Source organism: Paenibacillus xylanexedens (genome assembly GCF_007676705.1).
GTDB classification, from domain to species: domain Bacteria; phylum Bacillota; class Bacilli; order Paenibacillales; family Paenibacillaceae; genus Paenibacillus; species Paenibacillus xylanexedens_C.
In genome coordinates, this window is sequence record NZ_VEBF01000002.1 from 796,607 (window position 1) to 821,035 (window position 24,429).

Genomic DNA, 24,429 nt, shown 5'->3' on the forward strand with positions numbered 1-24,429 from the left:
ATGGCTTTATGTATTATATCATAATCGTTAAAAATGGAAAGAGCCCGAGAGTACAACCAGCTCCCGGGACTGCATTTCCATGATTTGGATTACTGTTCTGTAACGTATTGCACGCTGATTTTGTTCTGGGAAACAGCCAATTCTTTCATGACCAGGTCCACAATGGATACCGCCTGTTTTACATCCAGTTTGTCACTGAGGACCACAACTTTATACTTGTCGGCATCTTCTTGAACAATCGCATTGGCGAACTGCTGGGAAAGTGTCTCCTCAATGCCTGTAATTTTGGCTTCTTTTTCTTCCAGTGTACGAAGTTGCTCCGTTGCTTTGGCATTTTCCTCTGGCGTTTTGCTCAGATCACCTGCCACGGTCATCAGTTCCTCATACTTGCGATTGTTGCTTTCCTCACGTTGCCACTGGTAGTTCTGGAACTGGCTGCTCGCAGATGCTGTCGTATTCTGCTCTTCCATTTCCTTGAGGACTTCCTCATCCGTCTTCGTTGCAGTGCCTTCTGTCTGACCGCCAGTCTCTGGTGTAGTTGCTGCCCCTTTATCCGTTTCTTTGTCGGCTTCTTTTCCTGCTTCACCCTTATTCTCGCCTGATTCGACAGCAGGTGTTTGCTCTGTATTTCCGGCCTCTTTACCTTCTGTAGCCGCCGGTTCTTCAACAGTACCAGTCGTACTTGGGTCACTCTCAACTTCGCCGCTATTCACCACTTCATTCACAACCAGACCTTGTGTAGGATCAAGAATGCCTGCTGTTTCCGTCGCTTCCCCTTGCTTGATTCCATCGACTTGCTGACTGTCAGCCACGGGTGCATTGACTGGACCAGAATCCTCAGTGAACAGATAATACGCGGACAAAATGACCATCAGACTCAGCATGGAAACGAGCCATACCGTTTGACGTTTGTTATTCATTAGAACTTCCTCCTCAAATTGGCTTCACTCTTATGAGAATTGAATCTTGATTCATCACACCAGATTAGTCTTGTTTGCGCGGTACAACCGAGATCCGGTAGGCGGCCACATTCAGTCCTTTTTCCACAGCATCGGTTATCAGTTCCTTCACAACCTTGTTCTCTGCACCCCTCGCAACTACAAGTACACCACGGATCTGCGGTTTGAGCTTTTTGGTCACTATCGGTGTCTGATCCCCTGATATTTCGTACGTAATAATCTCGCCATCACGGGTATATTGCGTCATATGTCGCTTGCCCCCGTTAGCATCAGTTTCTTCGGTAAGTTGCTGAGAATCCTTCACGTTCCGCTGAACGACCAGTTCTTCTGTGGAATCCACGGTAACCATCACATCAACGGTCCCCACACCAACGATATTCTCCAGCACACCTTTGATCTTGTCCTCAAATGCAATTTCGATTGCCTGAAAAGGGTTCTGATCCATCGGATCACTCTGTATGGATGCCATGGATGTTGTCGGATCCGGTGGTTCCCGACCGATATTTTCGGAATCAATTTTTTTGACATTGACGAAGGAATTGAACAGCATGATTCCCACCCCGATCAAACCCAGGATAATCAACCAACGGAAAGTTTGGCTCCGCCTAGCCCCACCCTCACCGCCACCCATCCAGGTTTCCATCTTTTTGAACCATTGTTTCATCGGACACCCTCCTCCTCAGAGAACTTCAGCACTTTTCGGCTCTTTCACTTGGACGTTGTTCGCATCAACATCCCACTTTTCAGTCAACAATGTAATAATTTTCACCGCATGTTCCGACCGTGAAGATGTCTCGCTTGGGGTCTTGGTCTCATCTGCCTGATCACGTATAACAGGCTCGGAAGATGCTTCATTTCCATCCTGCTGACTTTTACGCACATCAATCTGTACATCAGGCACTTCGATCTGACCAATCTGGATGGGCTGTTGTGTTTTCTGCGATTCATCCTTTTCTGACTCTGTATTTGTACCGAATATGGGTTGTGTATTTGCAGCGACTTCTTGCTGCGTTGATTTCACTTCTCCTCCTGCATTCTCTCCTGCCATCTCAACCAATACACGCTGGATTACAGGAAGTTCGACTGACGAGGCAGCTTCCATTTCCGTTTCATATTTACTCATTGCCAGTTGCACCTCTACGGACCGAACCTTCGCTCCTGTTGTTTCTTCAATCTGGCCTTTCATGACATTAGCCAGTTCTTTGGCTGTCCACTGCAGGGATTGTTCCTGCTCATTCGCTTGCAGTCGCTTGCCCTGAGCCAGAATCTGTTCGAGCGTTGCATTCCCAGCCGATGGAGCATCCATGGCCGACATTGCCCGTTTCAGTTCACCAACCGGATCACTTCTGAGGAGCTTGGTTATGGGTGATAAAAGAGTCAGCAGGATGAGAAGGCTCAGCACAAGCTTCACATAACGTTCCATGGATCGATTGGGCAATAACATATCCACGAAAGTCGCCAGCAGAACGATCATGATCAATTCCTGGAGCCAGTTGCTCAGCCACCCCATCCTCTCCAACCCCTTTCTTGCAACCTGCACTCAGCGCATCATAACAGTCAGATTCCCTGCAGTCAGCAGGATGGTGATCGCCAGGAAAAACATCAACCCGACAGCTGCCAGCGCCGCAAATACGTATATCATGCTCTTGCCAATGGCCTGTAGACATCCTACGATCGGGGTGTCTCCGAGCGGTTGCATAATGGCACCGGTAACGTTGTATATCAAGGCAAGAGCCAGGATCTTGAGTGCCGGAAAGGCACATAGAAACAGGATGATGATAACGCCAGTGAGTCCAATTGCATTTTTGACAAGTAGTGAAGCTGTAATTACCGTATCCGTCGCATCCGCAAATGTTCTGCCCACAACAGGGACAAAGTTGCCTGCGATGTATTTGGCGGCCTTCAGGCTGACTCCATCCGCTACGGAGCCCGATGCTCCCTGAACCGAGATTACACCCAGAAACATCGTCAGCAGGATACCCAGCAGTGCCACACTTATATTGCGCAGGAGGTCTGCCAGCTGTGTCAGCTTGTACTTGTCAGACAATGAGCTGACGAGATGCAGAACAGCTGAGAAGAAGAGTAGCGGGAATACGAGCATGTGAATCAATGTACTCACCAGATGGATCATGAAAATGATGAGTGGATGGGTCACAGAGACGGTGATGACGTTACCCATGGACGCGAGCAGTGTGAATAACAAGGGAACCATCGCCATCATGAAGTTGATCATGCCGGTTATGGCATCCTTGGCGTATCCAATCGCCACACTGAAGCTGTTAATGGCAATGATGATGATGACCATATAACAGATCGAATAGGCGATTTTGCTAATATTATTTTTCTCAAAGGCGGTTTGAAGAGTCTCCAGAATCATACTCAGTACGCTTAACATCACAATCGTGACCAGAAGCTTGCCATTATATAAAATTTCATGCAGCAAGAAGGTTCCTATGGCTACAAACACCGACTTCAGGCTGAACCCTTCATTGCCGGGGATTAACATATCCATGAAGGAAGGGGTTTTCCCATCCGGGAAAAAACCACCGTATTGTTGCATCAGTTGATCCCAGTATTTCTCCACCTGATCCTTGGGAAGCTGATCGGCCTGCTGCTCCATCCACTCGCCGGAAGGCGAGCTTGCAGTAACCTGTCCCAGAATACCGAACAGAAAACAGAGCATCAGCACAACCGTAAGGCGCCATTGCGGCTTATGATGAATCGATTTCATATGAAGTCCGCACGCCCCTTCTACACCGGCATCAGCTTCATGACGGTTTCGATAATAATGCTGATGATCGGTATAGCAAGAACGAGGATCAACACCTTGCCGGCCAGTTCAATCTTGGACGCAATGCTCTCCTGGCCTGCATCCCTGACGATCTGTGCACCAAATTCAGCAATGTACGCTATGCCAATAATTTTCAGCACCGTTTTTAGATAAATACTCTCCATCCCTGAATTCTCGGCAAGCCGCTTCAACACCTCGATGACTGCACCGATCTTGCCAATCAACAACATGAAGATCACAATACCAGTCGCAGCAGCAATCAGAAAGGCAAACATCGGCTTCTGTTCCTTAATGACCAGAATGAGCACTGTTGCGATGAGCGCCAAACCTACAACTTGGATAATTTCCACAGGTCACCACCATCCGGCTTCATGACCGTTTTCATTGAAAAAGAAATATCGATTTGATCTCTTGTAGCAGGCTGTCCAGCATACGGACCACCATGAACAATACAACGACAAATCCGATTACGGTCACCCAGTGAGCCATATCTTCCTTTCCCATTTGTTTCAGTACCGTGTGAATCATGGCAATAATGATTCCGATACCCGCAATTTGAAAGATTGCGTTCACTTCTAGATTCATGACCTTGGCACCTCACTATCCCGGCTATTTCAGAAGATCAGAATGACGATTAACGCTCCGACAAGCATCCCGAGGCTTCGGCTCATTCGTTCATATTTCATTTGATCGGCCTGGGCACGGGATTCCTCATGCATTAGTTGTTGAATGGCTAACGATATATGTTTGGTCTGATCCTGACGGTCACTTGTGCCAAGGCTGAAGCTTAATTGCAGCATGACTTCCCGCTCGTCAGCCTTCATGGCCGATCTTCCCCAAGCCAGATCCACGCCGGACTGAAGACTCTCCCGGGCAGTAAGTCCATGAGGAGGTTCCATCTGTGTAGCTGCATGAAGGAACAGCGTCTTTACAGGTTCTTTGGTCTGGGCTCCCATCTTGCCCATGGCATCGGGAAGGGGAGTAAGCCCATAGTTAATCTCCGTCATTAGTCGCTGAAGGGCTGCAATGAGTTCTCGCAATTGTCTTGGTCTTAATGCATACTGTCTGGCCTTGTAAAATCCGGCGAGGGTGCTGGCTAAGAGAATGATTACCGCACCAAGCATGTTAACCAAAGGCTTCACCTCCTGCCCCGGTCTGCTGCAAACCACGCATTTTGCCATCAGCCAGTCGAAAGGTCATGCCCCGGCTCGTCCGTTGCAGCTGTACATAACGTTGAAACATCTGCTCTGCAATTAAGGTTCTGAGCGCGGGCCTGGCCGACAGCTCCGATAGGTCACGGCCATGAGCAGTCGCGATTACAGAGACTCCTGCATGCAGGGCTTCCATCACCGCCTCAGCGTCCTCCGGACGACCGATCTCGTCCACAATCAGGACATCGGGTGACATGGAGCGAAGCATCATCATCATGCCCTCAGCCTTCGGACAACCGTCCATCACATCTGTTCGTGGGCCTACGTCGAATCCAGGTACTCCTTTGTAGCTACCGGCGATTTCGGACCTCTCATCCACAATGCCCACTTTCAGGCGCGGACGTATCCCCTGTACCAGTTCACTGCCCCCCGCAAGCTTCGTTCCGCTGCTAATTTGTCTCGCCAGATCTCGCAGCAACGTCGTTTTTCCTTGTTGAGGCGGTGAAAGGATCAACGTATGGAAGACCTGTCCGCTCTTCATATCGAGAAGATAAGGAAGGATACGGTCAGCCACTCCATGTACCTCACGTGCTACCCGGACGTTAAATCCGTTGATGTCGCGCAGGTATTCGACACGCCCACCACTTAGTACGGTTCGGCCAGCAAGTCCTATTCGATGCCCCCCCGGGATGGTGATGAACCCTTTGCGCAGTTCCTCTTCCAATGTATAAAGTGAATGGTTACTGATCAGATCGAGCAACCTGTGCGTCACTTCTTTCTGGGGAACATACGCTTCTTCAGGGTTCCCTGTCGGGCTACCTTGAGGTGTCAGGAAGTGGTATGTGTTGCCTGCATTTATCTCCAGGGGTCTGCCTTCACGAATACGTACTTCCTCCACTTGTTCCAATAGAGCGGGTGGCATTCTTCCGAGAATGGTGCGGATCGGTTCCGGAAAAAGTTCCTTCCAGTTCACCTTCATGAGTAGGCTCCTCCAACCTTGAGATCATATGGTTCACGCTTCTGGCGCTTGTTCATATCTCAAGTTTATGCCTGTACATTTAATTTATGACGCTGAAATCTATCATTTCTTCAGAATGCGGTTGAGAGTTGAAACCATAGATCAACCTACTGCTCTAGGCACCCGTCTAGATGCGCATGCATATGGTAATTGCAGATAGGTAAGTTCCATTCCAGTTCAAATAGAACTACCGATCCCCAGATACAGAAAGGAGTTGTGGGGAGTGCGAGTTGATGTGGTAGGCAATGTGAATGAGTTACGCACCATTGATGTTGCAGGGCGTAGTGCGGTTGTCATTGATGTATTGTGTACGACCAGTACGATTGTTACAGCCCTGGCGTATGACGCTGCGGCTGTGATTGCCGTAGAGACGGTTCCACAAGCCAAACAAATGGAAATGAAAGATTGCATTCGGGGCGGGGAGCGTTTTGACAAAAAAATTACCGGATTCGAGGTGGGTAATTCCCCCTATGAATATATGACTGAAGGCGTTGCAAATAAAACCATCATATTAACTACAACCGATGGGACCCGGGCCTTGATCAAAGCTTCCAAGGCGAAACATGTACTCGCTGGATCATTTCTCAATGTGCAGGCTGTCGCAGCAGTTCTATGTGAACTGCAAAGAGATGTATTGTTGCTATGTGCGGGGACACAGGATGAATTTGCACTGGAGGATGGTTTGTGTGCTGGATGCATTATCGAAGAGCTACACCGACAATCCTATTCTCCCATTCAATTGAATGATCTCGGTATAGTACTTCATCAGGCGGTATCCCAATGTAGGGACAGTATCCCGGATATGATGAGAATATCGTCCGGCGGGAGAAGGCTTGAAAAGTTAGGCAGGGTTCATGATATTTCGTATTGCTCTCAATTAAATCTGCTGGATTGTGTTCCCGAGATGGGAGAAGGGAACCGTATGGCGCCTTATCGGGGGATACGCGGGGAGAAGATATTCAAGTCACTCTGAGAATTGCTATGAGAAAAACAAAAAGGTGCACTGCTGCCCGTTGGCAACAGTACACCTTTGCTATGTTTACATGTGTAGAAACAACTTATCTGCGATCTTGTGGTCCGCCAATCACAGCTTGCTCAGCGGTATCGAGATCATATGCTGTATGCAACGCCTTAATAACGTCATGTAGCTTCTCTCCATCAATGACACAAGATACTTTGATCTCGGAAGTACTCACCATCTTGATGCTCACGCCTTCAGCAGAAATGACCTTGAACATCTTGGCAGCTACACCCGGGTGACTGACCATCCCAGCGCCAACAATGGAGATTTTAACGAGGTTCTCTTCAGATGTGACTTCACGGTAAGGCAAGCGGCTGTGAAGGCCTTCAATGACACGCAATGCGTTCTCACGATCAGATAGCGCAACAGAGAAAGAGAAGTCCGCTTTGCCATCCATCACTCCGCTCTGAACGATAATGTCCACATCCAGCTGATTGGATGCAAGCGCACCAAATACTTCAGCCAGAACTCCTGGTACATCCGGCACACCCAGAATACTGATGCGAGCTACGTTTTTGTCATAGGCAATACCACTAACCACTACACCTTGTTCCATTGCTGCTTCCTCCTTCACAACCGTTCCTTCATTATGGTTAAAGCTGGATCTTACAATCAAAGGCACACCGGAATGCTTCGCGTACTCAACTGCACGCGGATGCAGCACCGCTGCTCCCAAATTAGCGAGTTCCAGCATTTCGTCATACGATATTTCCTTCAGCTTGCGCGCAACCTTAACGATCCGCGGGTCTGTAGAATAGATTCCGTCCACATCCGTATAGATCTCGCACGCATCAGCCTTAATGGCTGCAGCCAGCGCTACAGCTGTTGTATCCGAACCACCACGACCCAGTGTTGTGATCTCGCCGTCTTCCGTCATGCCCTGGAAGCCTGCAACAATAACAATGTTGCCTTCGGCAAGTGCTGCATTCACACGGTCGGGATGAATATCATTAATACGTGCTTTTCCGTGAACCGGCTCTGTGCGGAATCCCGCTTGCCAGCCCGTAAACGATACTGCCTTGCGTCCAAGCGCTTGAATAGCCATCGATAACAAGGAGATCGAAATCTGTTCTCCTGTCGTTAAGAGCATATCCATCTCACGAGCAGGCAGATCACTATTCAGTTGTTTTGCCTGATCAATCAAATCATCCGTTGTATCCCCCATGGCCGAAACCACGACTACACACCGATGTCCTTCATCAGCTTTTTCTACAACACGTCCGGCTACACGCTTCATGCGCTCTGTATCTCCGACCGAGCTGCCCCCAAATTTCATGACGTACAATGACAAAGCAAATCCACTCCCTACCTTGTGCAGTATGCATAATTGATGTCCATCGTCATTATTCTCTACGAGAAATGACTTTAACCCAGTATATTACGAAAGCGACTGATAGGCTAATCTTTTTTCGAAAAAACCCTCTGCCAAAGGAATGGCAAAGGGTTGTTAATAACCTTTTTTAGCTTACAGGCTGTGAAAGTTACGCACGGGAAGAGTATTTACCTTCACGTGTATCGATCAGGAGAACGTCACCTTCGTTAATGAACAAAGGAACCTGTACGTTCAAACCTGTTTCTACTTTTGCATTTTTGGTAGCACCTTGTGCAGTGTTACCTTTAACGCTTGGCTCAGTCTCGATAACTTTCAACTCAACGCTTGTTGGCAAGTCGATTCCGAGGATTTCACCTTGGTAGCTAACGATCTTAACGACCATGTTTTCTTTCAGGAAGTTCAATTCCCATTCCAGTTGATCACTAGTCAATGTGAACTGATCATATGTTTCGTTATCCATGAACGTGTGCTCTGTACCACTTGCATACAGGTATGATACGCCACGGTTTTCGATGATCGCACGACCAATGGTTTCGCCTGCACGGAATGTTTTTTCAACGGTGTTACCATTACGCAGGTTTTTCAATTTGGAACGTACGAAGGCAGCGCCTTTACCTGGTTTGACGTGTTGGAAATCAAGCACGGTATAGATATCGTTATCTACTTGCACGGTCAAGCCTGTTTTAAAATCGTTTACTGAAATCACAAAAAATCCCTCCTGATATGGTTGAAAAGTAGGTGATATAAGACGATGGGTTAATATAAAGATGAGTTCATCTACTCGGTGACTCTGTGCGACATGACCGTTTCGGATTCGGATCGTTCTTCCGATCGCTGTTGACTCCCCATTTTCATGATTACACTTACATAAGGTTGAAAATGGGAAGACAAAGGCGAACGCTGACGCTTCTTCTGAATCGATTCCGTCCCCTTCACTGCGTTTGCGCTCGCATAGAATCAATCGTAGATATACATACCTCTATATTAAAAATCGTCTTATATCCCTGGTGGCTGTAATTTAGCCGATTACGGTGAACTTCTTGTCCGACTTCGTGAGAATATGAATACCCGTCTCGGTAATCACTACGTCATCCTCGATACGCACGCCGCCAAGTCCGTCAATATATATACCCGGTTCAACGGTAACAACCATACCCGGTTTCAATACATCGTCGCTAAGCTTGGACAAGCGAGGAGCTTCGTGAACTTCCATGCCCAGACCGTGGCCTGTGCTGTGTCCGAACTGATCTCCATATCCGTGACCTGCAATGATATCACGAGCCAGTGCATCTGCTTCCCGTCCGGTCATGCCCGGTTTCAGGTTCTCCAGCGTATGTAACTGAGCTTCCAGTACAATGTCATAAATTTTGCGCAGTTCAGGTACAGGTGTGCCTGTTGCAATGGTACGTGTCAGATCTGAACAGTATCCGTCCAAAAGTGCACCAAAGTCAAATGTAATTAACTCATTTTGACCGATGACCTTGCTACTCGCTACACCGTGAGGCATAGCAGAACGTTCACCCGATGCTACAATCGTGTCGAACGAAGAGGACGTTGCTCCATGTTTACGCATGAAAAACTCCATCTCCAGATCCACTTCACGCTCTGTCATGCCTGGTTTTGCAAACTGCAACACGTGGCTGAACGTGGCATCCGCCAAATCTGCTGCTCTCTGCATAACCGCAATCTCGTCTTGATCCTTGAACATGCGAAGTTGTTCCACAATCCCGGATACAGCTTTCAGTTCGATAGATTGAAGTGCTTCAGCATAAGCGGAATGCGTGCCGAATGTGACACTATCCTGCTCGAAGCCCACTTCTTTGATATTCGCGGATGTCAGCAATTCGCGCACCGTATCCATCGGCTTAGCTCCATGCTCCACAACGGTAAATCCTTTGGCTTGCTGAGGCGCTTGTGACATATAACGGAAATCAGTCAGCAAATATGCATCCTGTTCCGTAATCAGCACATATCCCGCAGAGCCTGTAAAGCCCGTCATATAACGACGGTTAATCGGGTTTGTAATCAGCATTGCTGTGAGTTCACGCTCACGCATGGCTTCACGCAACTTATTTACTCGTTTGTTTTCCATCGGTAACCCTTCTTTCTCTCACATTCCCGGGTTCCCGGCTCAGGTTTGTTTGTCCAGATGACGCACAAGAGCCAGCAATCCCAGTTCATAGCTTACTTCGCCAAATCCGGCAATCTGCCCGATTGTTTCCGCTGCAATCACTGAATGATGTCTGAACGCTTCGCGTGCATGAATGTTGGATAGATGTACTTCCACTGTAGGGACTTTTACAGCATTGATTGCATCACGTATAGCATAGCTATAGTGGGTAAATGCTCCGGCATTCAATATCAGCCCGTCTGCTTCACCTAACGCTGCATGAATGCGGTCAATGATGTCCCCTTCATGGTTCGATTGATAAAAAGCGATGGAGACGCCAAGTTCATCAGCCTGTCTGCGAATTTTGTCCTCAATATCCTTCAGACTAAGCGTTCCATAGATGCCCGGCTCACGTACTCCAAGCATGTTCAGGTTCGGACCATTGATCACAATAATTCGTTTCATCGCTGCTCCACCCTCTCTGCAAATAACCATCTGCTATTTTAACACAGGCATTGCCGGATTGAGAAGCTTTTTTGCGCTATGCCCCCGCTTGCTCTGGCTCGCGTTTGCGTTCGTCCGTGTACTCCATGGCTACCGTGTAACCAATGAACAGCCCCCATAGCAAAAAGAAACAGAGTTCCGTGATGATCGAATCCCACGTTAAACCGTTCAGAGGCTTCATCATCCCGAGTTTCGGCCCTACCAGTACAAAGAGAATCAGCCACCAGACAATTCCATACACCATGCCGGGTAAAGGCCCTTTTAATTTTCTAATCGTGAACGTGTAGAGCAAAGAAGCCAAGATGGAAAAAACGATAAAAAACAACCAGCCTGTTAAATGCCCAGCTGCGGTATATATATATTCATGTTTGAAAAAAGGCTCGGCCAGAAATCCCACCGGCACAATCGTAAAATGCAGCAGATAGAATAGCCAGTGTAGCCCACCCCAGATAAACCCGGCAAAGAAGCCAAGCTCTAATGCAAAGGAAAATGGCTTGGTATAATAGTGCGCTTGACCTTGTCGCTGAGTAGGGCGCCTGCCTTTATCTTTTTGCTGACGCTCATTCGGTCGTTGACCTTCATCATGTGATGTATCATCATGCTTACGTTCTGTCATCGATATTCTCCTTCATTTCAGTTGATAACCCCGTATTATGACTCGATTTTTGTGCTTCATTCTACGAGGTAGTATGTTCAAAACAGGACAATCTTAACAACATCCTTCAAGGATTGACTCACAAACTAGAAATTGCTCTTAAAATTCGATACAATAGGGTTATTAAACTGCCTTTGATCGCGAAGGCCTAGAACAGAATAGGAAGGTGAATAATTTGCCTCAACAATCCAAGCCTGTCAGCTATGGGGGGCAAGCTGTCATTGAAGGCGTAATGTTCGGTGGGAAACATGTCAACGTTACAGCTGTTCGTAGAAAAGACGGCGAAATTACGTATCTGGAAGTTCCCAAGCAAGACAAGTCCTGGGTCACGAAATTGCGGCGGATTCCTTTATTACGCGGAATTGTCAGCATTATAGATTCAAGTGTCAAAGGTAGCAGACATCTCAATTACTCTGCTGACGCCTATGCTGATGATGAACTGGAACCGGAAGAGAAAGCCAAGCAAAAAGAGAAAGAAGGTTCAGGCTGGAGCCTTAGCATGATCATTGGTGTGACTGCGGTAGCCATCCTTTCATTCCTTTTCGGTAAAGTTGTGCTTACATTACTTCCTGTTGTCATCGAGAATTTTCTATTTAAAAATGCATTCGACAATCAATTTTTGCATAATTTACTGGAAGGCGGCATCAAGCTGATCCTGTTGCTCGCTTACTTGTGGTTAATCTCACAGACGCCGATGATCAAACGTCTCTTCCAGTATCATGGAGCGGAACACAAAGTAATCAGCGCACATGAAGCTGGTGAAGAATTGACACCGGAGAACGTGCAAAAATACAGCCGACTGCACTACCGTTGTGGAAGCAGCTTTATTATGTTGACTGTCATTATTGGAGTGTTTCTGTACTCCCTCTTCACGTACGATAACCTATGGGAACGGATGGGTCAGCGTCTGCTGTTGTTGCCTGTCGTATTGGGTATATCTTTTGAGCTGTTAAAGCTTACGAATTCGGTACGTGATATTCCTGTACTGCGTTATCTCGGATACCCGGGATTATGGTTGCAATTGTTGACAACAAAAGAACCGACCAACGAACAGGTTGAAGTATCGATTGCTTCGTTTAACCGTATGCGTGAGTTGGATGCCAAGCTCGCCAATGTCTCCGCTAGATCAGAAGTACCTGTTGCAACACTCGATCCTGTGAAAGGGTGAATGATATGAACAAGCAGGCAATCTTATTTTGGACGTTCATCGCACTAGCTGCTGTTGGAGTATTGACTTGGTTGGGGAGCGCTAGTCCCTCCAGAATCATTATTCCTCTGGTCGTGTTCGGAGCTGTATTCCTGCTGTATAAGTATCCGCCTCGTCGCTGGGCACAAAAAGCCAAATCACCGAAAATTAAGCCATCGGCACGTACCATGGCGAAAGTAAATGCACAGTCCAGTGCCAGAAAGAGCAGCGGCTCTTCGAAGAAACGCAAGGATTATCCTTTCCAAGTGATTCAGGGACAAAAAGGTAAAAGCGATGAAGATATACCGAAATTTCACTAAAAGTTATTGAACATACAAAAAAGCAATTCTTCCAACAAGCGGAGAATTGCTTTTTTCGTGTTTATATAGGAATCAGAGGCGGAGCTTCAGCTTGTTTCTTGCGGAGCTCTTTTCTTTGTTTGTCCAGCTGATCATCATACATTTTCGTGTTCCATCCATTGAAAAATTCGGTTCCCGCGTTCGCACCGGATCGATACAAAGCCGTACTGTCTTGTACCGATAGATGAAACTGTGTCGGTTTAATCCCCAGCGTTGGTATTTTCACTGTACGGAACCGGTTAATCTGTTCAATATAGCGCTCATCGTGGGCTGTGAGCATCGTCTCCACAAGAGCCTGAAGCATGCTTAGCGGTCCTTTAATCCGTGCAGGTTCCACCTCTGTCTTACCCACCATTTTGAATCCGACAACCGGAATTATGTCTCCCTCTCGTTCCGAACGATCACCATCGAAGAGCCACAGCGGAAAATTGCTAAGCAATCCACCATCCACAACATAAACGAACTGATCTTGAAAAGGCAGGCCTTTGGAGAATACCGGCGATTTGCGTATCACGACCGGATCGAAAAAATACGGAATACTGCAACTCATGCGTACCGCTTTCGCAACATCCAGCTTGGCAGGATCAATTCCGAAGCGCCGAATATCATCTGGCAGCACCAGAATGGTCCCATTGGATATATCTGATGCTGTAATGAGCAGCTTGCCTTGCGGCAAGTCGGCAAAAGTGCGAATCCCTTTCTGCTCCAGCATCTTGCGAATCCATGATTCCAGCGCTTCCCCCGAATACAAACCTTTCTTCAAGAACAGCCTCGCTGCGGGGCCGATCCATCGGGTATTAAATATGGGGGAACGACGCAGCAATGAAGCAAACGGCGTATTCTCAATAATGACTTTCATCTCTTCGGCCCTGTAACCAGCCGCTAGTAGAGCAGCTACAATAGAACCCGATGACGTCCCAGCCACCCGATTAAACTGAATGCCGCAGTCTTGAGCACCCTGCACAGCTCCCGCAAGCGAAATTCCCTTCACGCCTCCACCTTCAAACACTGCGTTAATTAACACAACAAAACCCCCGTTCTCCAGGCAGCCACGTTTCTACTGCCACTCTATGAGAACAAGGGTTTGTCTTATAACCGTATTGTTAAATTGTTTTAGAGACCATAATAAGCTTTTAATTTGGCAATTAGGCCGAGAGGGTTCTTCGTCAGGTACTGTGAACTAAAGAATATATCCCCTTTAACCGAAGAATACTTCTTGTTGTAGTTCAGCTGATCGATGATCTCCTGTGATGTCTGCCAGCCAATCTCTGGCGTACCTAACTTATAAGGTGAGTGGCCAATATACAATTTTACATTCGTGTTAGCCACTTCATTCGCCCACCAGTCCACGACTTTGTCGTATCGGGCTGCGTTCAATGTCATACTCCAATACACCTGAGGGGCAACATAGTCGATCCACTCCTGATTAATCCATGTCCGCACATCCGCATTCATGCTATCATAAGCGGTTACTCCTGCTTTGGTATCAGAACCTGTCAGATCAACGGATTTGTTACGCCATACTCCAAATGGGCTAATTCCATATTCAACGTTAGCTTTCACTCTGTGAATGCTCTGTCCAAGCTGCCTGACGAATTGATTAATATTGTCACGACGCCATTCAGCACGGTCCTTGGTATTCAATGTGTTGTAAGTTTTGAAGGCTGCATCATCATTAAAGGTCACATTGGACGGGTAGAAGTAATCATCCAGATGTACACCATCAATATCATACTGATTGACCACTTCCATGATCGTATCAATAATATGCTGTCTGGCTTCCGGAATACCCGGGTTAATGTACATTTTGCCGGACGCATTCACAATCCAATCCGGATGAAGCTTGGAAATGTGATTTGCAGCCAGATTGGATGTACTCGCCGAATTCGTTGCTCTAAACGGATTGAACCAGGCATGAAACTCCAGACCACGTTTGTGTGCTTCCTCCACCATGAATGCGAGGGGATCATAGCCGGGATCTTTACCTTGTGTTCCTGTCAATACGCTGTTCCAAGGTACCAGACCTGAAGGATAGACGGCATCCCCATTGGCTCTCACTTGAACGAATACGGCATTAATGCCCATCCCTTGTAAAGTATCGAGCTGTTTCGTGTACTCCTGCTTTTGCTTCTCTACATTTCCCTTGGCACCGGACGAAGGCCAGTCTCCATTCACAGTGGAGATCCAGGCTCCCCGCATCTCTTCAGAAGCTGGTACAGTCCCTGTGCCTCCAGGCTCTGCTGGGGTTGCCGGAGTTGGTTCAGGAGTCGGTACTGATTCGTCTCCTGTGTACAGATCAATGGTCTGAGCCGCCTGATTCCAGTTCACCCGAATACCAAGGTTCTCACTGACGAATCGAATGGGTACCATGACCCGACCTTGCTTCAGTTCTACGGATGCATCCAGACCAACTACAGTGTTATCCACGGTAGCCTGCTGGCGTCCGCTCGTCATCGTGATGACAGAATCCGATTTCTGAATAGTCACGGTACGTGTAGCCTGAGACCATAGAACAGACGCACCCAGTCCTTCACTAATAACTCGCAGAGGCACCATCGTTACATTTACCTTAGGCAGGATGTAAGGTGATACATCCGATTCCAAGCGGTTACCATCTAGAAAAATAGCGATATTCTTCTGTCCGGCTGCTTGTGCTGTCATACCTGCTGTCTGTAATCCAAGTACAAAAATGAGCAGCAGCATCAATCCTTTACGAAGCTTCATCAGTGCAATCCTCCAAAATCATTATAAATTTGCGGTAAATTCTACTAGTTTAATAGACGTTCCTAACGGCTGTTTAGTTGCGAATATCACCAAATTATGGTGTGGATGCACAAAAAAATGCTTCCTGCCATTGAAACGGCAAGAAGCATCCTTTGATCACAGGATACGATTCATTGTATATCACCATGTTGAAATTAACTGTTGAAAATCAAGACTCCGTATTACTCATGACGTCCTGAAGATTTTTGAGGTCACGTAACCGACTCTCATCCTGACGGAAGTATTCGACCAAAGACTCAATGCAAGTAATAGAATCCCAGCTCAAGTGATGTTCAATACCCTCAACATCATTATAGATGTTCTCTTCCTGAACACCAATCGTCGTCAAAAACTGTTCAAGCAGATGATGGCGCTCCATCAAACGTTTGCCCATCTTTTTGCCTTTTGGCGTAAGTACCAATCCGCGGTACTTCTCATAGATCAGGTACTCGTCTTTGTCCAGCTTTTGGATCATCTTGGTCACCGATGAAGGATGTACTTCCAGTCCTTCAGCTATATCAGACACACGAGCATAGCCCTTTTCATCAATTAATTTGTATATACGCTCCAAATAATCTTCCATACTGGGCGTTGGCATCTGCTTCCCTCTCTTCTCTCTGACCGGCCCCTATTCGTGCCAGGTCCCTATCTTATAATGATACATGTTATCAATACGCATTGGCAAGTCCTGCACAATTCGGAGTGCACTGTTACGCAAGTAATTGGCAGGCTTGACTTTTCCTCGAACGAGGCAAACTAATTAAAGTTCCGCATCGAAAGGAGTGATTTCTTGAGTACAAGTGTAGCCCAACCGCCTGCTCGAAAAGCAAAAGGCACTAAACCCTTTATTCCCGATTTGGTGTATTTTGAACCCGGTGCGCTGGAATATGATAAAGGCAAACGAATTATGGAATGGGTGACATCCAAAAACATCCCTTATCAGATGACCACATCCCATAACCGGATCACGAACCTGCCGGGTGAAACCGAACAAGAAAAGTACCGGATGGCGAAGCGTACTCTGGTTGTCGGTGTGCGCAAAACACTCAAGTTCGACCAGTCGAAACCTTCAGCGGAATATGCCATTCCCATCTCTACAGGCTGTATGGGGCACTGCCATTATTGTTATCTTCAAACTACACTTGGCGCCAAACCTTATGTCCGTGTCTACGTTAATACCGAGGAGATCATTCAGGCTGCAAAAGGATACATCGAAGAACGCGCGCCAGAAATCACGCGATTTGAAGCTGCCTGTACATCCGATCCCGTAGGACTTGAGCATATCACGGAAAATTTAAGTGACTTGATCCGTTTTATGGCGGAAGAAGAATATGGACGCTTGCGGTTCGTAACTAAATATCATCACGTTGATCCGTTATTAAACATTAAGCATAATGGCCACACCCGTATCCGGTTTAGCGTCAATTCGGATTATGTCATCAAAAACTTTGAACCGGCTACTTCTAGATTTGAAGAACGCATTGAAGCCGCAGGCAAAATTGCACACGCCGGTTATCCTCTGGGATTCATTATCGCTCCGATTATGTGGTATGAAGGCTGGGAAGAAGGATACTCGGCTCTGTTGCAGAAGCTGGCAGATACACTTCCAGAGGAAGCAACCAAGGATCTTACGTTTGAGATGATTCAGCACCGATTTACCAAAACGGCCAAAGCAACCATTGAGAAGCGTTATCCCAAGACCAAGCTTGAGATGGATATTGAGAAACGCAAGATGAAATGGGGCCGCTGGGGTCAGTACAAGTATGTGTATAAAGATGACCAGCAGGATGCACTTCGCGAATTCATTACGGAGCGGATTTTTGAGCATTTCCCATTAGCCAATATTGATTACTTCACCTAAACGAAAACAACCCAACATCATATGCTGATATTAGTATTCCTAACAAACGATTAAAAAGCAGGTTACATGCCAGAATAATTCTGGTTTATGTAGCCTGCTTTGCCATACTTTTTTAAATTAAAATTTAGTTCATACGCTTAAATAATCATCCAGTCTGGTGTAATCTGCTGCAACCAAATGGTAATCTTCGTCATCTGATCTGTAAAAAGTAATACGCCAAGGAACAACATTAATGCGCCTCCGACTTTCATCATGACATTGGAATACCGTAAGATCCAGCGTGTCGAGCCGATGAAGAATGCCAAAATAAAGAAAGGTATTGCAAACCCTGCGGTATATCCTGTAATAAGCGCAAGCCAGGTTGTAGGCTCACTCGCAGCCATAGCTATGATCGCTGTTAGAATGGGGCCAATACAGGGCGACCAACCTGCTGAGAAACCGATACCAAATATAAATGAGCCCAGATAGCCTGCCGGTTTCCATTTCATATCCAGCTTGCGTTCCTTCATCAGAAACTGCGGCTTGAACACACCCAGCAAAAACAATCCCATAAGCATAATCAGAATCGCAGACAATTGTCGGATCAGCTCACGGTTATCATTGAAAAACTGGCCAAACAGTCCTGCACCAAGGCCAAGCGAATAAAATACAGCGGAGAAGCCCAATATAAACGCCAGCGTATGCGTCATGGTCTTAAAGCGGACTTCTCGCTGATTGCGGTCTTCCTTCAATTGCTGCACCGTCATACCTGTGATATAAGAAAGGTATGATGGATACAGCGGAAGACAACATGGTGATATAAATGAGACCAAGCCTGCTACAAAAGCCATCCATACATTAACATCAGGCATGAAGCGGATGTCTCCCTTCCCTGGGCTCACGTGCTTGCTCGTTCAGTCGTCAGGCTCGGAACCCTTTTTTTCCAATCATCGTCAGAATCAGCATCATGATCAGCAATAATACGATCGTTGCTCCAGGTGCGAGGTTCCAGATGCCTGCTACGACCAGTCCAAGGACTACGGCAATTTCACCGATAACCACGGACAAAATAATGGCGGACTTGAAACTTCGGGCCATCAATAGGCTGACTGCTACCGGAATGGTCAATAACGCCGATACTAGAAGCGCACCTACAATCTTGATCGCCGTACTAATGACGAGTGCTGTCATCACAGTAATTAACATGTTCAGAATTCTCACAGGTAATCCTGTGACAGCTGCCGCATCTTCCTCAAAGCTCAAAAGGAAAAATTCCTTATGTAACAACGCCACTACGATCACCACGATCAGCGTAACCACACCTACCAGCTTCAGATCCGTCGCATCCAATGTATATATGCTGCCGAACAAATAACTCATGACATCTGCATTATATCCTTTGCCCAGCGTGAAGAACAATGAAGCTAGCGCCACGCCTCCGGACATGATAATGGCAATCGATAATTCGGCATAACTCTTGTACGCTTTGCGCAGTTTCTCTATTGCAAATGAAGCAAGAACGGCAAATATCAAACCTACCGCAATGGGATACACTTCAATCAGGAATCCGAGTGCAACGCCGGCGATGGTCACATGAGACAAGGTGTCTCCGATCATGGATAACCGCCGTAACACCAGGAACAGTCCGATCAGCGGAGCGGTGATGCCAATTAACAGTCCACCCGCCAGCGCACGCTGAAAAAAATCACTCATTAATATTTCCAAAACAAACACGACTCCTTCGGCCTTGCTCTAATCTAATGGGCCATAAATACGGCTAGCGCACCTGTGCAGTAGTATGTTGCAGGTTGGTCTCGGCACAATCTTGCAACTCATGCGAATGACGGACATGGAAATTAATTTTGCCATTCGTTACCGCAGCTTCGGAACCCAGATAATTCTCCATCCGGTCCATATCATGAGACACCATCAGAAAAGTCATCCGGTGATGTTCATGCATATGTGTAATCAGTTCAAAGAAACTGGCCTGTGATTCAGCATCAATACCTACCGTTGGTTCATCCAAAATCAGTAGATCCGGGTGATTAATAAGCGCTCGTGCCAAAAATACACGCTGCTGCTGTCCGCCGGACAACTGACCAATACGTTTGTTCGCCAGATCCTCGATCCGCATGACCTGCATCGCATCCGTACACTGTTGCTGACATTTGCGAGACATACGACGGAACATGTTTTTGTTATTGTATAAGCCGGACATGACCACTTCACGAACGGTCGCAGGGAACAACGGGTTAAATGCATTCTTTTGTGGCACATACCCGATACGGTCCCAATCTTTGAACCTGCGGATCGACTGTCCGAAAAGTTTGATATCTCCCTGCGCAGGAGGCAACAATCCTACCAGCATGCGCAGCAACGTCGTTTTACCCGCGCCATTGGAACCGATAATCCCGACAAAGTCCCGTTCCTGAGCCATAAAATCGAGATTCTCAATCACTCGCTGGTCCCCATAGGAAAATGATAGTTTCTCGATCTCTATAATTGGATCATGACATAATGGCATGATTTGCTGCATGGCAAAGCCGCCCTTCATTATATATAAGGATCTCATAGCGTCCTAAGAGCCTTCACCGCGAACGGTAAAGACTCTTAGGTCTGAATCCTTCATTCTATCTTATTTTAATGCGATCAGCAGATTTTGCAAATTTTTCTCCATCAGGGTAAAATAATCATCCCCGTTTGTTGCTTGCTCTTTGGTCAATCCCTCAACCGGATTAAGAACCATGGTTTCCACACCTGCTTCGCTTGCCAGTGTTTTCGCCAATTTGTCAGATACCAGCTCTTCGAAGAAAATGTATTTGATACCTTCATCTTTAACCAGTTTCGCAAGCTTCACAATATCCTGTCCTGTCGGTTCAGCATCCGGGGAGAGTCCCATAATGGCATGCTGGGTTAATCCATAATCACGCGTAAGGTAGCCAAACGCTTGGTGCGAGACAACAATTTCCTTGTTCGGTACCGTAGCCAGTTCATCCGTAAAACGCTGATCCAGCGTCTCAAGCTTGGTAAGAAGCGCTTCATACCGTTGTTCGTAACCGGCTTTGTGATCAGGATCTGCTTCGACCAGACTATTTTTAATATTTTCAGCCATGATCATGGCTGATTTCGGACTAACCCACGTATGTGGATCAATATGATGATCAGCGACATCTTCACTGCTCGCCTCATCTGCGTGTTCATCTGCATGCTCGTCTTCGTGTTCTTCGCCATGACCATGCCCATCATCACCCTCAGCGGTTAACAGCTTAACGCCTTCGCTGACAGCAACAGACTTCACCTGTGTATCACTGTTCAGCGACTTCAGGAAATTCGGTACCCATCCTTCGAGTCCAGCTCCATTATAAAAGAACAGCTGTGCCTTGGACGTATTGACAATATCCTGACTTTTCGGAGTCCAGTCATGTGGCTCTACTCCCGTTGGCAGCAGGTTAATGACATTGGCATCTTCACCACCGATTGCAGCTGTAAAAGCATATACAGGATAAAATGTCGTCACGACGTTTACTTTACCTTCCACCATCTTGGCATTATCGGAACTATTCTGCCCACACGCAGATAATACCAATAAGCTGAGAATAAGCAGACCCGTCCATAGCAACTTCCTGTTGCCTCTTTTGTTCATCTTCCCTGTCCGGTTATCTTGAACTTGATGTTGCACTTTATAAAATGTCATTATGATTCACTCCGCATCTCTTAATCGTAAACATTACTGAAAGAATTATAGGTAACCTGAACCCAGTTGTCAAGCTATCTCATCCTATTTATTCTCTCCCGAAGTACGAAGTTCATAACAGTATATGCTTGTTCTCTTCCCTTAAGATGCGATTTATATCAACAAAAAAAAGGGGCCCGAATTACATTGGGCCACCTTGTGTCATTTTTATGACAGGACTTGAATCAATTTCATAACTCAATAAAAATAGATTTTTGTATCTACCCTTGATTGAAGCAGCTAAAGGTATTATGAAATTGATTCGTTTATATTCTTATTTCACTTGTGCGCCATTAGGCATGTTGTCCGGTACTGTAGCCAGTGTTAGTTGATCGCCGTGCGACGCTGCCAGAATCATGCCCTGGGACAGTTCACCACGGAGTTTCACTGGTTTGAGGTTGGTCACACAGATGACTTTACGTCCAATCATCTCTTCTGGCGAATAAAACTTCGCAATTCCCGATACAACCTGGCGTTGCTCATAACCCAGATCCAGCTGCAATTTCAGCAACTTATCTGCTTTTTTGACCGGTTCGCAGGCAATGACTTGTGCGACACGCAGTTCAACTTTGGCAAAATCCTCAATACCGATCTCTTCCGTACCCTCAGGTGCAGTCACCGGTTCAACAACTGCCGTAGCTCCAGCTTCTGCTTGATTCGCTTCAGGCTGTGCCGCTTTTTGGCCGCCAGTCATTGCTTCCGAGATATAAGCAATTTCCTGTTCGGAATCCAAACGCGGGAAGATTGGATCACCTTTTTGCAAGGCATTTCCAGCTGGAACCAGACCCCATTGCTTGGCTGAATCCCAAGCCGTGAGTTCACCTTCCTGAATGCCGAGCTGTGCCCAGATTTTATGAGGAGCACGTGTCAGGAACGGTTGCAACAGAATCGAAGCAATCCGCAAGCTTTCGATCAGGTGCGACATCACGGATGCCAATTCATCGCGTTTTGCTTCATCACGAGCCAGCGCCCATGGTTGTGTTTCATCAATATATTTGTTGGTGCGGCTGACAAACTGGCTGATCGCTGTCAGTGCTACGGAAAACTGCAGGTTTTCCATCGCCTGTTCCACTTTTTCCACTGTAGCATGGCCTGCTTCTTCCAGCGAAGCATCAAATTCCGTTACATTCGAAGCAAACGCAGGGGCTTTGCCTTCAAAATATTTGTCTACCATGGCAACTGTACGATTCAACAGGTTACCCAGATCGTTCGCGAGGTCAGAGTTGACACGCTCGACGAAGCTCTCCGGTGTAAATGTACCATCAGAACCAAACGGCACTTCACGCAGCAGGTAATAACGCAATGCATCCAGACCGTAGCGGTCGATCAGGGTCACCGGATCAACGACATTGCCTTTTGATTTGGACATTTTGCCATCCTTCATCAACAACCAGCCATGTGCGAAGACTTTCTTCGGCAAAGGCAGATCCAACGCCATCAACATAATTGGCCAGTAAATCGTATGGAAACGAACAATTTCTTTACCTACCAGATGTACATCTGCAGGCCAGAACTTGTTATACAGAGATGCATCAGACGAACCGTAGCCCAGAGCTGTAATATAGTTGGACAACGCATCAATCCACACATAGACCACGTGTTTTGGATCGCCTTTGACTTTGACACCCCATTCAAATGTGGTACGTGATACGGCCAAGTCCTCAAGACCTGGCTTGATGAAGTTGTTGATCATCTCGTTCTTGCGGGACTCCGGCTGAATAAAGCCCGGGTTCTCTTCATAATATTGGAGCAGACGATCTGCATATTTGCTCATGCGGAAGAAGTAGGATTCTTCTTTGACCAGTTCCACGGGATGCCCGCTATCCGGACTCTTGGCTGAGAGAATCTCGCCTTTTTCATTCTTTTCCACATCAACCAATTGTGTCTCCGTGTAATAAGTCTCATCGGGAATACTGTACCAGCCTTCATACTCGCCTTTGTAGATATCTCCCTGCTTCAGCAAACGGTCAAAGATATCCTGAACTACAGTTTTGTGGCGCTCTTCTGTTGTACGAATAAAGTCGTCATTGGAAATGTCCAACTTGTTCCACAGTTCCTTAATGCCCACAACGATATCGTCGATAAAAGCTTGCGGTGATTGTCCTTTCTCTTGTGCCTTGCGCTCAATCTTCTGGCCATGTTCATCGGTTCCTGTCAGATAGTGAGCATCATAACCGCGCAGACGCTTGTAACGTACCATCGCATCTCCCGCCACTGTTGTATACGCATGCCCAATATGCAATTTGTCACTCGGATAATAAATCGGGGTTGTCAGATAAAATGTTTTTTGGTCAGCCATGAATGACTTCTCCTCCTTCAAATGTTCCTGCTTCTTGTGCGCCCTTTCGTGTAAAAACACTAAAAAAGAACACAAAAAACTCCCGCCCCTATGGGACGAGAGTTGCTCTCACGTGTTACCACCCAAATTCCCCGTATTTTTCACAAAACACAGGCTCTGTCGGTCCTTCGACCGCCCATTAACGCTGGATCACGCCTCAGCCTTACGACAGCAGCTCTTAAATCACCGTCTGCACGCTCGAAAGAGGTTCCTCCGGGACCATGTTCCATCCTCCTCCCAGACCGGTTCTCAGCTCATCCGGCTCTCTGCACTGGGGGTGTGTCTGTACTTATCCCTTCACTGGAAATCATATAGGAAAAATATACTGAAATGCGGCCACCTTTGTCAAGTGGACAGCTTACTCAACTTCAACCCTGGCCTGTTCCAAGCCACTCTATTACTTCAGGCGATATTGTTTACTCCGATACCATCATAGACTTCTCCGCCTTCGGCGGCACCAGATCCACGCCACCTGGATGAAATGGGTGACATTTGGCTATGCGTTTCGCTGTTAACAACGAGCCTTTGAGCGCACCGTGCACTTCAATCGCCTCCATGGCGTAAGCCGAACAACTCGGATAGAACCGACATGTTGGCGGCGTTAATGGAGAGATATAGTTGCGATACACCCGAATGGGTGCCTGAGCAATTCTGCGAGATAACTTCAT

Annotated in this window: 27 protein-coding genes; 4 read left to right on the plus strand and 23 right to left on the minus strand. The window is 46.9% G+C overall.

What is annotated here, in order from left to right:
* Nucleotides 1-89: 89 nt before the first annotated feature.
* The 8 genes from FS628_RS13600 to spoIIIAA all read right to left on the minus strand — a co-directional run bounded on the left by FS628_RS13600 (nucleotide 90) and on the right by spoIIIAA (nucleotide 5,880).
* Nucleotides 90-920: a SpoIIIAH-like family protein gene (locus tag FS628_RS13600; RefSeq protein ID WP_145322631.1), complete on the minus strand. Its 831-nt coding sequence runs from the start codon at nucleotides 918-920 to the stop codon at nucleotides 90-92.
* 64 nt (nucleotides 921-984) lie between these two features.
* Entirely contained in the window at nucleotides 985-1,623 is a 639-nt protein-coding gene (gene spoIIIAG, locus FS628_RS13605) for a stage III sporulation protein AG (RefSeq protein ID WP_145322633.1), read from the minus strand.
* 15 nt (nucleotides 1,624-1,638) lie between these two features.
* Nucleotides 1,639-2,469, minus strand: coding sequence for a stage III sporulation protein AF (gene spoIIIAF / locus FS628_RS13610; protein ID WP_145322635.1), 831 nt, complete (start codon nucleotides 2,467-2,469; stop codon nucleotides 1,639-1,641).
* A 30-nt stretch (nucleotides 2,470-2,499) separates the two neighbouring features.
* The gene (gene spoIIIAE / locus FS628_RS13615) at nucleotides 2,500-3,690 is read right to left on the minus strand and encodes a stage III sporulation protein AE (RefSeq protein WP_145322637.1); all 1,191 of its coding nucleotides are present in this window, start codon (nucleotides 3,688-3,690) and stop codon (nucleotides 2,500-2,502) included.
* A 20-nt stretch (nucleotides 3,691-3,710) separates the two neighbouring features.
* A complete protein-coding gene (gene spoIIIAD / locus FS628_RS13620) occupies nucleotides 3,711-4,100 on the minus strand; it encodes a stage III sporulation protein AD (RefSeq protein ID WP_017687586.1) in 390 nt (129 codons plus the stop codon).
* A gap of 31 nt (nucleotides 4,101-4,131) precedes the next feature.
* On the minus strand, nucleotides 4,132-4,335 hold the full coding sequence (gene spoIIIAC, locus FS628_RS13625) for a stage III sporulation protein AC (protein ID WP_017687585.1): 204 nt from the start codon (nucleotides 4,333-4,335) through the stop codon (nucleotides 4,132-4,134).
* 29 nt (nucleotides 4,336-4,364) lie between these two features.
* The gene (gene spoIIIAB, locus FS628_RS13630) at nucleotides 4,365-4,883 is read right to left on the minus strand and encodes a stage III sporulation protein SpoIIIAB (protein ID WP_145322639.1); all 519 of its coding nucleotides are present in this window, start codon (nucleotides 4,881-4,883) and stop codon (nucleotides 4,365-4,367) included.
* Nucleotides 4,876-5,880, minus strand: a complete 1,005-nt coding sequence (spoIIIAA, locus tag FS628_RS13635) for a stage III sporulation protein AA (protein WP_145322641.1) — start codon at nucleotides 5,878-5,880, stop codon at nucleotides 4,876-4,878. Before spoIIIAA ends, spoIIIAB begins: the two co-directional genes overlap by 8 nt.
* Nucleotides 5,881-6,142: 262 nt before the next feature.
* Between spoIIIAA and FS628_RS13640 the strand changes: the two genes are divergently transcribed.
* The gene (locus tag FS628_RS13640; protein WP_145322643.1) at nucleotides 6,143-6,892 is read left to right on the plus strand and encodes a 2-phosphosulfolactate phosphatase; all 750 of its coding nucleotides are present in this window, start codon (nucleotides 6,143-6,145) and stop codon (nucleotides 6,890-6,892) included.
* A gap of 85 nt (nucleotides 6,893-6,977) precedes the next feature.
* Here FS628_RS13640 and FS628_RS13645 read toward each other — a convergent pair whose 3' ends face one another.
* From FS628_RS13645 to FS628_RS13665, 6 genes are all read right to left on the minus strand, one after another.
* On the minus strand, nucleotides 6,978-8,231 hold the full coding sequence (locus FS628_RS13645; RefSeq protein WP_145322645.1) for an aspartate kinase: 1,254 nt from the start codon (nucleotides 8,229-8,231) through the stop codon (nucleotides 6,978-6,980).
* A 190-nt stretch (nucleotides 8,232-8,421) separates the two neighbouring features.
* On the minus strand, nucleotides 8,422-8,979 hold the full coding sequence (efp, locus tag FS628_RS13650; protein WP_017687580.1) for an elongation factor P: 558 nt from the start codon (nucleotides 8,977-8,979) through the stop codon (nucleotides 8,422-8,424).
* Between the two features lie 71 nt (nucleotides 8,980-9,050).
* Complete coding sequence (locus FS628_RS31365; RefSeq protein WP_186327812.1) at nucleotides 9,051-9,209, minus strand: hypothetical protein; 159 nt, start codon at nucleotides 9,207-9,209, stop codon at nucleotides 9,051-9,053.
* An 82-nt stretch (nucleotides 9,210-9,291) separates the two neighbouring features.
* On the minus strand, nucleotides 9,292-10,365 hold the full coding sequence (locus tag FS628_RS13655) for a M24 family metallopeptidase (protein ID WP_145322647.1): 1,074 nt from the start codon (nucleotides 10,363-10,365) through the stop codon (nucleotides 9,292-9,294).
* Nucleotides 10,366-10,404: 39 nt separating this feature from the next.
* Complete coding sequence (aroQ, locus tag FS628_RS13660) at nucleotides 10,405-10,848, minus strand: type II 3-dehydroquinate dehydratase (protein ID WP_145322649.1); 444 nt, start codon at nucleotides 10,846-10,848, stop codon at nucleotides 10,405-10,407.
* A 76-nt stretch (nucleotides 10,849-10,924) separates the two neighbouring features.
* Nucleotides 10,925-11,503, minus strand: coding sequence for a YqhR family membrane protein (locus FS628_RS13665; RefSeq protein ID WP_145322651.1), 579 nt, complete (start codon nucleotides 11,501-11,503; stop codon nucleotides 10,925-10,927).
* Between the two features lie 214 nt (nucleotides 11,504-11,717).
* Between FS628_RS13665 and FS628_RS13670 the strand changes: the two genes are divergently transcribed.
* Both FS628_RS13670 and FS628_RS13675 read left to right on the plus strand, forming a co-directional pair.
* Nucleotides 11,718-12,710, plus strand: coding sequence for a DUF1385 domain-containing protein (locus tag FS628_RS13670; RefSeq protein WP_145322653.1), 993 nt, complete (start codon nucleotides 11,718-11,720; stop codon nucleotides 12,708-12,710).
* A gap of 5 nt (nucleotides 12,711-12,715) precedes the next feature.
* On the plus strand, nucleotides 12,716-13,048 hold the full coding sequence (locus tag FS628_RS13675) for a hypothetical protein (protein WP_145322656.1): 333 nt from the start codon (nucleotides 12,716-12,718) through the stop codon (nucleotides 13,046-13,048).
* 61 nt (nucleotides 13,049-13,109) lie between these two features.
* Here the strand turns inward: FS628_RS13675 and FS628_RS13680 are convergent, their stop codons facing one another.
* The 3 genes from FS628_RS13680 to mntR all read right to left on the minus strand — a co-directional run bounded on the left by FS628_RS13680 (nucleotide 13,110) and on the right by mntR (nucleotide 16,448).
* Nucleotides 13,110-14,111 (minus strand): patatin-like phospholipase family protein, encoded by a 1,002-nt coding sequence (locus tag FS628_RS13680; protein WP_145322658.1) that lies wholly within the window; start codon nucleotides 14,109-14,111, stop codon nucleotides 13,110-13,112.
* Between the two features lie 89 nt (nucleotides 14,112-14,200).
* Nucleotides 14,201-15,811, minus strand: a complete 1,611-nt coding sequence (locus tag FS628_RS13685; RefSeq protein WP_145322660.1) for a family 10 glycosylhydrolase — start codon at nucleotides 15,809-15,811, stop codon at nucleotides 14,201-14,203.
* 208 nt (nucleotides 15,812-16,019) lie between these two features.
* Nucleotides 16,020-16,448 carry a transcriptional regulator MntR gene (mntR, locus tag FS628_RS13690; RefSeq protein WP_062835284.1) on the minus strand — a complete coding sequence of 143 codons (429 nt, stop codon included), beginning with the start codon at nucleotides 16,446-16,448 and terminating at the stop codon, nucleotides 16,020-16,022.
* Nucleotides 16,449-16,640: 192 nt separating this feature from the next.
* Here mntR and splB point away from each other — a divergent pair, with 192 nt between their 5' ends.
* Nucleotides 16,641-17,711, plus strand: a complete 1,071-nt coding sequence (gene splB, locus FS628_RS13695) for a spore photoproduct lyase (RefSeq protein ID WP_145322662.1) — start codon at nucleotides 16,641-16,643, stop codon at nucleotides 17,709-17,711.
* A 137-nt stretch (nucleotides 17,712-17,848) separates the two neighbouring features.
* On the opposite strand, the gene FS628_RS13700 is transcribed toward splB, so the two are convergent.
* The 6 genes from FS628_RS13700 to yidD form a co-directional block, all read right to left on the minus strand.
* Nucleotides 17,849-18,562, minus strand: a complete 714-nt coding sequence (locus tag FS628_RS13700; protein ID WP_145322664.1) for a cytochrome c biogenesis CcdA family protein — start codon at nucleotides 18,560-18,562, stop codon at nucleotides 17,849-17,851.
* A gap of 49 nt (nucleotides 18,563-18,611) precedes the next feature.
* Entirely contained in the window at nucleotides 18,612-19,415 is an 804-nt protein-coding gene (locus tag FS628_RS13705) for a metal ABC transporter permease (protein ID WP_017687569.1), read from the minus strand.
* 52 nt (nucleotides 19,416-19,467) lie between these two features.
* Nucleotides 19,468-20,226: a metal ABC transporter ATP-binding protein gene (locus tag FS628_RS13710; protein WP_145322666.1), complete on the minus strand. Its 759-nt coding sequence runs from the start codon at nucleotides 20,224-20,226 to the stop codon at nucleotides 19,468-19,470.
* Nucleotides 20,227-20,325: 99 nt separating this feature from the next.
* Nucleotides 20,326-21,384, minus strand: coding sequence for a metal ABC transporter substrate-binding protein (locus FS628_RS13715; RefSeq protein WP_440131278.1), 1,059 nt, complete (start codon nucleotides 21,382-21,384; stop codon nucleotides 20,326-20,328).
* A gap of 313 nt (nucleotides 21,385-21,697) precedes the next feature.
* Nucleotides 21,698-23,743 carry a methionine--tRNA ligase gene (metG, locus tag FS628_RS13720; RefSeq protein WP_260871028.1) on the minus strand — a complete coding sequence of 682 codons (2,046 nt, stop codon included), beginning with the start codon at nucleotides 23,741-23,743 and terminating at the stop codon, nucleotides 21,698-21,700.
* Nucleotides 23,744-24,177: 434 nt separating this feature from the next.
* Entirely contained in the window at nucleotides 24,178-24,429 is a 252-nt protein-coding gene (gene yidD, locus FS628_RS13725) for a membrane protein insertion efficiency factor YidD (RefSeq protein ID WP_017687565.1), read from the minus strand.